This is a genomic window from Variovorax sp. KK3, assembly GCF_001984055.1.
GTDB lineage: Bacteria > Pseudomonadota > Gammaproteobacteria > Burkholderiales > Burkholderiaceae_C > Variovorax.
Window position 1 is genome coordinate 51655 of the sequence record NZ_LYVO01000042.1, and the last position, 8501, is coordinate 60155.

General features: G+C 67.7%; 7 protein-coding genes and 1 pseudogene. 1 reads left to right on the forward strand and 7 read right to left on the reverse strand.

What is annotated here, in order from left to right:
• Nucleotides 1–4 precede the first annotated feature (4 nt).
• The 7 genes from B0W80_RS19990 to B0W80_RS35040 form a co-directional block, all read right to left on the reverse strand.
• Nucleotides 5–1171: a glycosyltransferase gene (locus B0W80_RS19990; RefSeq protein WP_077000909.1), complete on the reverse strand. Its 1167-nt coding sequence runs from the start codon at nt 1169–1171 to the stop codon at nt 5–7.
• Nucleotides 1168–2520 (reverse strand): hypothetical protein, encoded by a 1353-nt coding sequence (locus tag B0W80_RS19995; protein ID WP_077000910.1) that lies wholly within the window; start codon nt 2518–2520, stop codon nt 1168–1170. The genes B0W80_RS19990 and B0W80_RS19995 overlap by 4 nt, the downstream gene beginning before the upstream one ends.
• On the reverse strand, nt 2517–3491 hold the full coding sequence (locus B0W80_RS20000; RefSeq protein ID WP_077000911.1) for a hypothetical protein: 975 nt from the start codon (nt 3489–3491) through the stop codon (nt 2517–2519). The genes B0W80_RS19995 and B0W80_RS20000 overlap by 4 nt, the downstream gene beginning before the upstream one ends.
• A gap of 17 nt (nt 3492–3508) precedes the next feature.
• Nucleotides 3509–4483 carry a GDP-L-fucose synthase gene (locus B0W80_RS20005; protein WP_077000912.1) on the reverse strand — a complete coding sequence of 325 codons (975 nt, stop codon included), beginning with the start codon at nt 4481–4483 and terminating at the stop codon, nt 3509–3511.
• A gap of 58 nt (nt 4484–4541) precedes the next feature.
• Nucleotides 4542–5978: a mannose-1-phosphate guanylyltransferase/mannose-6-phosphate isomerase gene (locus tag B0W80_RS20010; RefSeq protein WP_077000913.1), complete on the reverse strand. Its 1437-nt coding sequence runs from the start codon at nt 5976–5978 to the stop codon at nt 4542–4544.
• Nucleotides 5975–6697, reverse strand: a complete 723-nt coding sequence (locus B0W80_RS35035) for a sugar transferase (RefSeq protein ID WP_077000914.1) — start codon at nt 6695–6697, stop codon at nt 5975–5977. The genes B0W80_RS20010 and B0W80_RS35035 overlap by 4 nt, the downstream gene beginning before the upstream one ends.
• 556 nt (nt 6698–7253) lie before the next feature.
• A complete protein-coding gene (locus tag B0W80_RS35040) occupies nt 7254–7610 on the reverse strand; it encodes a hypothetical protein (protein ID WP_218668923.1) in 357 nt (118 codons plus the stop codon).
• A gap of 57 nt (nt 7611–7667) precedes the next feature.
• Here B0W80_RS35040 and B0W80_RS35045 point away from each other — a divergent pair.
• A pseudogene (locus B0W80_RS35045) lies at nt 7668–8501 on the forward strand (hypothetical protein); the annotation flags it as partial.

Sequence of the window (8501 nt, forward strand, 5' to 3'; positions counted from 1 at the left end):
GAGGTCAGGCGCGGGGCGGCGGGCTGTGCGTGCGGATGATCTCCACCAGCTTTTCCGCCACTTGCTCCATGCGGAAGCGCTGTTCGAAGGAGTGCAGCGCGGCCTCGCGCATGGTGGTCAGCTGTGCCGGGGTCGCGGCGAGCCAGCGTTGGAGCAGGGCGACGGTGCCCTCGAGCGTGTCGGACTCCACGAAGCCGGCCTGGTCCTCGGCGATTTCGCGCCAGATGTTGACCTTGTCGCTGATCAGCACCGGGCGGCTGCAGGCCATGGCCTCGACCACGGCGATGCCGAAGTTCTCTTGATGCGACGGCAGGCAGAAGACCTCGCAGGCGCGGAAGGCGCCCCATTTGAGGTCGCCCGACAGCATGCCCGGCCAGCTGATGCGGTCGGCCAGGCCCAAGGTCTGGGCGCGCGCCTGCAACTGGCGTGTCAGGCTCTCGTCGCCGGGGCCGGCCATGACCAGGTGCACGTCGGGCGACTGGGCCGCGACGCGCGCGAAGGCCTCGATCAGCAGGTCGCAGCCCTTCTTTTCGTGGATGCGGCCGAGGAACAGCAGGAGCCGCTTGCCCCGCAATGCGGGAAAGGCCGCGAAGTACGCATCCGCCTGGCGCTGGGCGTCGTCCGGCGGCGTGCTGGTGCCGTAGGAGCCCACGACCTCGCGCGCCTTGTAGAGCCAGAACGATTGCCGCGCGAGCAGGCGTTCTTCCTCGCAGGTGAAGACCACCGCCGCAGCGTCGCGCAGCACGCGGTACTCGCCCCAGGGCCAGTAGGCCCACTTCTTCAGGTGCTTGAGCGGGTACTGGCGCTTGAACCACGGGTCGAGCATGCCGTGGCTGTAGACGAAGTAGGGCGTCTTGGTGCCGTGCAGCGCGCGCCAGGCCGCGAAGCCCGTGTACTGCCACAAGCCGTTGACGATGACTGCGTCGTACTCGCCGGCATGCGCCTTCAGCCAGGGCAGCAGGCGCTCGTTGTACATGTAGCCGCCGGACGATGGGCCGGTGGCGACCACCGGGCCCGGATGGGCCGCGACGCAGGGCGCGTTCGGATCGTCGAGGCTGACCAGGTCGCCGGTGTGGCCCTGGGCGGCCAGCGCCTCCTGCACGCGCCGCACTCCCTCGATGACGCCTCCGCCCTGGGGATCGACGGAGGGGACCAGATGAAGCAGTCTCACTGTCGCGAGGCGCGCGGCGGAAAGATCTCGAGCCTCGGGAACCGGAACAGCAGGAGAGCGTAGGCGAGCATGAGCCCGAGCAGGGCGTTGGCGGTCAGCTGCCCGAGCGCCGGCCAGCTGACCACGGCCAGGGCGGTCGTCAGCCACACCAGCAGCGGGTAGGGCGAATTGGTGCTGATCGAGACCTTCAGGCTGCGCGTGACGCCGAGCGCGAGCACGGTGTACTTGAGCGCGATGTAGGCGAAGCCCAGCAAACCGGCTTCCATCAGGATCCGGCCGCCCTCGGCCTCGGCCAGCGCGAACACGTCGGCCGAGCCGGTGCGCACGTAGGTGGCGAGGTTGGAGCCGAAGCCGACGCCGTAGCCCAGCCAGCTGATCAGGTCGAGCACCCACGGTTCGCCGAAGAGCACGGTGAGCACGCGCTCGCCGAAGTCTTCCGCAGCCGAGGCTTGTTCGAAGCGGGTTTGCGTGACGCCGATGGCATCGCGGAACACGTAGGCGAAGAGGGCGGTCAGCAGGCCGATGATGACGACCGCCACGGCGGCACCCATCTTGTTCTTGGCCTTCGAGAAGAGCAGTCGGCCGAAGAGGAAGGCCGCCAGCATGCCCGCCGAAGTGATGGCCGCCGTACGCGATCCGCTCACCAGTGCGCCGGCGGCGAAGGCGCCGAACACCGCGAGCGAGAACAGGATCTGGAACTTGGTGCGCTTGCGTGCGCCCAGCACGCCGAAGACCAGCGGCGCCACCATCGTCAGGTAGGTGGCGTAGCCCGAAGTGAAGCTGAAGGTGCCGGTGGTACGGACCACGCCCGCCACCGCGACGAACACGGTGTCCTCGTCGCCGTCGAGCTGCGTGTTGATGCGAGCGCCGGGCGGTGAGTAATGCTGGATGATGGCCAACGGCGCCAGTAGCAGCATCACGATGGCCGCGGCCATGATCGCGGCGCGGTAGTCCGCCTCGTTCATCGACGCGGCGGCGGCCACCGCGAACCAGATGTAGAGCAGCCAGAAGCGCAGGCCGATCAGGAACACGATCGGGCTGCTTTCGCCGCCGACGAGTTGCAGCAGCCCCCAGCCCGTGACCAGCGTGGTCCAGCCGACCATGACGGCCGTGATCTTCTTGTGCCGCCGCAGGTGGCCGTGGCGCCAGGCGTAGAACACCAGCACCAGCGCGAGCAGGTCGCGCAGCCCGATCAGCGGCAGCGTGGAGGCGGACGCCACCCATTTGCGCACCGCGCCCTCGAACACGATGATCAGGAAGACGGCGAGGAAGAGCTTGCCGGCACGGCTGAGCGTGGCGGGCCGGCTGACCGAGCGCGGCGCGACGTTGGACGCTGCGATGGCGCTCATCGACGCACCTCGCTCGCCAGGTCGCGCAGCGCCGCCACATGGGCGTCGATGCGGTGCGGCTCGTACCAACGGTGTGCTTCTCGGCCGATGGTGCGCGCATTGGCGCTGTCGGAATCGAGCGCACCGAAGCCGCGCAGGTAATGCACGTTGGCGGTCAGGCCGTCGTGGCGCCCGTAGTCCTTGGCCAGCAGCACGGGGCACACGGCATGCGCGCAGTAGGCCGCGAAGATGCCGCTCTTCGAAACATAGTCGGGCGGATAGGCGAGGGCGCCGAAATCGGCGCTGGCGAGCGCGGCGCTGACCTGCTCGGCCGGCAGCTTGCCGTGCGTCACCACGCCTTCATGCGCCATGTGCTGTGCGAGCGGGCCTTCGGGCATGGCCGGGCCGATGTCGTGGATCGTGAGGCCGTTGCGCTTGGCGTTGCGGAAGATCTCGCCGTCGGCCCATTCGTAGACCTGCGCGCGGATGCCGGAGCTGCCGAACACGACCAGCCGGCGCTCGCGCGCGGTGTCGATCGCGTCGAGCTCGCCGACATTCGAGAAAACGGGAAGAACGCGATGCGGCGCCGCCTTCGATTGCGACAGCAGCCAGCGCGCCGAATCTTCGCGGTTGGTGAGCCAGAAGTCCGACAGCAACAGCAGCTCGCGCGCGATTCGCTGCTGCACGCCGCTCAGCCAGAAGGCCGAGCCCCAGACCGGGCCGGTTGCGAAGAGTTCGTGGAACACCACGCCGACCGCCTTGAATTGCGAGCGCAGGGTGCGGATGCGGCGCACCAGCCAAAGGGGGACGCCGCGCTTCTCGAAGCCGTAGCCGCTGAAGTGCAGCAGCACGAAGTCGCCGGAAAGCGAGGCAGTATCGGTATCGGGTTTCAGCTCCATCAGCGGCGCGTGGAGCGGATGGCCCACCACGGACGCGTAGTCTCGCACACCCCCCGTGCCGGGCGGAATCAGGGAGAGCGCGGAAGCGTTCATGGCTTGCGGGCGGCTCCTCAGGAAGCCACCGCCACCAGCTCTTCGCTGCGGAAGTCTTCGTAGGCCCGGGCGATGCCTTCGCGCAGGCCGGTCTGCGGCTTCCATCCGAGTTCGCGCATGCGCGAGACATTGAGCAGCTTGCGCGGCGTGCCGTCGGGCTTGCTGGTGTCGTAGCGGATCTCGCCCTGGTACCCCACCACGTCGCTCACCAGGCTGGCGAGTTCGGCGATCGACAGGTCTTCACCGGTGCCGACATTGAGGTGGCTGACGTTGACGTCGGTGTGCGCCGCGTAGGCTTCGCGCGACAGGTCCATCACGTGCACGCAGGCGCGGGCCATGTCGTCGACGTAGAGGAATTCGCGCTTGGGCGAGCCCGTGCCCCAGATGACCACGTCGGGCGCATCGGACAGCTTGGCTTCGTGGAAGCGGCGGATCATGGCCGGCAGCACGTGGCTGTTTTCGGGGTGGTAGTTGTCGCCGGGGCCGTAGAGGTTGGTCGGCATCACGCTGCGGTAGTCGCAGCCGTACTGGCGGTTGTAGCTTTCGCAGAGCTTGATGCCGGCGATCTTGGCGATGGCGTAGGGCTCGTTGGTGGGTTCCAGTTTGCCCGTCAGCAGCGCCTCTTCGGCCATCGGCTGGGCCGCGAGCCGCGGATAGATGCAGCTCGAGCCGAGGAACAGCAGCTTGCTCACACCGGTGCGCCAGGCCTCGTGGATCACGTTGGCCTCGACCATCAGGTTCGAGTAGATGAACTCGGCCGGGTAGGTGTTGTTGGCATGGATGCCACCCACCTTGGCTGCGGCCACGTACACCTCTTGCGGCTTTTCCTTGGCGAAGAAGGCGCGCACGGCGGCTTGATCGGTCAGGTCGAGTTCGGCATGGGTGCGCGTGACGATGTTGTGGAAGCCCTGCTCGTTCAAGCAGCGCACGATCGCACTGCCGACCATGCCACGGTGACCCGCAACGAAAATTCGCTTGTTGAGCTGGTTCATAGGATGCGTACCTCGACGCAAGATGGGAGGTTAACCCGGCCGCCCCTCGCGGGGCCGCTCAGGCGATTTTTCTGTCGGAGCCGGGAAGCTCGGGCGGACCGTCCTCGAAGCGGACGATGTCGTCCTCGCCGAGGTAGCTGCCGGTCTGTACCTCGATCACTTCGAGCACCGTCTTGCCGGCGTTTTCGAGCCGGTAGGTCGCACCCATCGGGATGTAGATGGATTCGTCCTCGCGCACCAGGCAGGTCTGGCCGTCGCACAGCACGCGTGCCGTGCCCTTGACCACCACCCAATGCTCGGCGCGATGGTGGTGCATGCGAAGCGCCAGGCGCCCGCCTGCCTTGACCGTGAGACGCTTGACCGCGAAACGCTCGCCGTCGTCGACGCTGTCGTAGGCGCCCCAGGGGCGCGGGATGCGGCGATGGCGCGTGGCCTGGCTGTGGCCGCGGGTCGTGAGCAGCGCGACGGCGTCCTTGACCTGTTCGGCACAACCGGCGTGGGCAACGAGCAGTGCGTCGGGTGTGTCCACCACCAGCAAGTCCTTGGTGCCAAGGGCCACCACGGGCCGGTTGGGCGCGTAGACGAAGGTGTTGGTCGCACCCATGGCGAAGCCCTGGCCGCTGATGCGGTTGCCGTCGCCGTCCGCTTCGTGCAGGTCGGCGACCGCGTTCCAGCTGCCGACGTCGCTCCAGCGACCCTGGAAGGGGATCACGGCGACCTTGGCGCATTTCTCGAGCACGGCGTAGTCGATGCTCTGGCTGCGGCAGCGGCCGAAGGCGTTGGCGTCCATGCGCAGGAAGTCGCCGTCGGTTTCGACGGAGGCCGTGGCCTGGCGGCAGCTCGACAGGATGTCGGGTGCGTGTTCTTCCAGCGCATCGATCAGCACGCTGGCCTGCACCAGCAGGATGCCGGCGTTCCAAAGGTGGCCGCCGGTCAGCAGCAACTGCTCGGCATGGGCCGCAGCGGGCTTCTCGATGAACGCTGCCACTGCGTGGCCAGCCTCGTCGCCCAGCGCTGCATCGAGCGCTTCGCCTTGGCGGATGTAGCCGTAGGCAGTGCTCGGAAAGGCCGGCTCGACGCCGAAGGTGACCAGATGGCCGGCCAGTGCGGCGGGCACGCCCTTGCGAATGGTCGCCACGAAGCGCTCGGCATCGGGAATGTGATGGTCGGCCGGGGCGAACAGCAGCAGCTCGTCAGGCATGGCCAGCAGGGCGATCGCCGCCATGGCCGCGGCGGTGTTGCGTGCCACCGGCTCGAGCAACTGCGAACCGCTGACGTTTGCCGTCTCGACGCTTTCCTGGACCAGGAAGCGGTGTTCTTCGGCCGCCACGCAGGTCACTTCGGAGTTCAGGTGCCGCAGGCGTTCCAGCGTGAGCACCAGCAGGCTTTTGTTGTCGATCAGCGGGACGAACTGCTTGGGCAGCGTCTTGCGCGACAGCGGCCACAGCCGCGTGCCACTGCCGCCGCACAGGACGATGGGGCGGATCTTGCTCACCGCGAACCCTCGCCGGTGACCACGGCGCGCACCGTCTTGAACAGGATCTTGATGTCCAGCCAGAGCGTCCAGTTGCTCACGTACTCGACGTCGAGTTCGACGCGGCGGGCATAGGACAGCCGGTTGCGACCGCTGACCTGCCAGAGACCCGTGATGCCGGGGCGCATGGCGCAGTAATGTTCCCAGCCCTTGCCGTACAGCGTGCGTTGGCGCTCCATGCAGGGGCGCGGGCCGACCAGGCTCATGTCGCCCTTCAGCACGTTCCAGAACTGCGGCAGCTCGTCGAGGCTGAGCTTGCGGATGAACTGGCCGATCGGCGTGATGCGCGGGTCCTTCTCGAGCTTCTGGAAGGTGTCCCATTCGGTGCGCGCCATGTCGTTGCGGCTCAGGAACTCGTCGAGCACGACATCGGAGTTGCGCACCATCGAGCGGAACTTGTAGAAGCGGAAGCGCTGGCCGCTTTCGCCGAGGCGGTGCTGCCAGAAGTGCACGGGACGCCCCATGCTGATGCCCACGCCGAGCGCGACGAGCAGATACAGCGGCCCGAAGAGCAGGAAGAAGGTCAGTGCGCCGACGATGTCGATGCTGCGCTTGGCCACACGCTCCAGGAAGCTGAGCCGGCGCGGTTGCACGTACGCGGGTGACGCGGAGGAGCCACCGCTCCCCGGTGTGAAGCGTCGAACCACGTTGCCATGGGCGGTCGAGTCGGAACGAAACATTTAATACTCCCCCGGTGACGGGTGTGCTGCCTCAGAAGCTCTAGCGTGGCAGTGTAACGCTTTACTACTATTCGCAAGAATTTGAACACAAGTCGAACGATTTGTCTTGTGAACAAAAGACGTACTTCGCACGCCAAACGGTATAAGCTCTGCCCTCTGTGGGAGGGTGTCGCTGCCACCGTTCGCAGCCTCGTAACCTCTGGCCGAAGTGTAGTTCTTTTGTATGACAACATGTTAACGTGCATTGACGTTTGCTTGTTGTTTACATGCTCTGGTAGACACTTCCGTGATTTAGTTACCGGTGTACCCGGTGCTGCAGTGCAGCATGCATAGAGTATGCCGACATGAAGCGGAAAGAATTACAACAGCTCATGTAGGACAGATCCTGCAATGGATGAGCTGACGAGAGCCTGCGGGCCCCCTCGATTCCCCGCTCAACAAGTGAAAAAGGCCGCGCCAATCGCTAGCGCGGCCTTTTTTTACTGTCGTGCCGGCCCCACAGGAGGCTGCCGACGCCACGAAAGCGGCGCGCCGCCTTCGTCGGAACTGCCCGTGACTACAGGCGCACGCCGGGCTCGCGGCCCGATTCCTCGAACGGCAGCACCAGGTTGCCCAGGTCGCGGCGCGTTTCCACCAGCACCAGCGGGCCCTCGTCGATGACGATGGCCGGCGGGCGCTCACGCGGCACGTGGATCGGGCGGGGCTCCGCTGCGATGGCGGCACGGACCTCGGCGACACGTTCGGCGTCGGAGTTCACCCACTGCAGGCCGGAGCCCATCGCGATCTGGGCGAGCTCGTCCAAAGGCAGCGTGTAAGGCTGCACCTTCGGCAAGGCGCGCGAACTGGCTGCCGGCGCTTCGACCACGATGGGCGCGGCCGACGGGGCGGCAGGCCGCTCGGCGCGGGCCACCACGGGCTGCTGTGCCTCGGGCTGCTCGATTTCGCGGGGCGGTGCGGCCTCGACGGCCTGTTGTGGTGCCTGCTCCGATCCGAACGGCGATCCCGATGCGCTAACTTCTGCGTCCTCGCGGGGTGCGCGCTCACGGCGGTCTCGGCCATAACGGTCGCGCGAACGACCGCGGCGTTCCTCGCCGTCGCGGCGCGGTGCGAGCTCGCCCTCGGGGGCTTCAGCGCCCAGTTCGGTCGCAGGAACCTGTCCCTCGGCAGTGGGGGCAGTGTCCGCAGATCGCGGCGCGCCTTCGCCTCGGCGATCGCGCCGGCCGTCGCCGCGTTCGCTGCGCGGTGCCCGCTCCTCGCGTACGGCGCGCGGGCTGCGTTCGCCGTCGGCCTGATCGGCACCTTCGCGTGCGGCATCGGCGGCGCGTTCGCTGCGCTCTCCGCGCTCTCCGCGCTCGCCACGTTCACGGCGTTCGCCGCGGCCGCGCGGTGCGCGCTCGGCCTGGTTCGCACCTTCTTCACCGGTCGGAGCGTCGGGCACCGCCGTCACTTGCGACGCGTCGAGCAGGGCCTCCGCCGAATCCGCCGGTGCCTGGCGCAATTCGCCATCACGGCGCTCACCGCGGCCACGGCGTTCGCCTTCGCGCGGTGCACGAGGTTCGCGCGGCTCGCGCGGCTCACGGATCGGCGCTTCGTTGCCGCGCGCCTCGCCGCGGGCTTCGCGGCGCTCGCCGTCGCGGCGTTCACCCTCACGGCGGTCACCTTCGCGGCGCTCGCCCGAACGTCCGCCACGGCGATCGCCATCGCGACCGCCTCGGCCTTCGCCGCGTCCACCGCGACGCTGGTCGCCGTCACGCGCCGTGCGCGCTTCACCGTCGCGGCCGCCACGCCCATCGCGGCGCGTGAC

What these genes read in the sequence shown, in the direction of transcription:
- B0W80_RS20000 (WP_077000911.1), bottom strand. Translation starts at nt 3,491, where the DNA reads ATGAACGCTTCCGCGCTCTCCCTGATTCCGCCCGGCACGGGGGGTGTG.
- B0W80_RS19995 (WP_077000910.1), bottom strand. Translation starts at nt 2,520, where the DNA reads ATGAGCGCCATCGCAGCGTCCAACGTCGCGCCGCGCTCGGTCAGCCGG.
- B0W80_RS20005 (WP_077000912.1), bottom strand. Translation starts at nt 4,483, where the DNA reads ATGAACCAGCTCAACAAGCGAATTTTCGTTGCGGGTCACCGTGGCATG.
- B0W80_RS35035 (WP_077000914.1), bottom strand. Translation starts at nt 6,697, where the DNA reads ATGTTTCGTTCCGACTCGACCGCCCATGGCAACGTGGTTCGACGCTTC.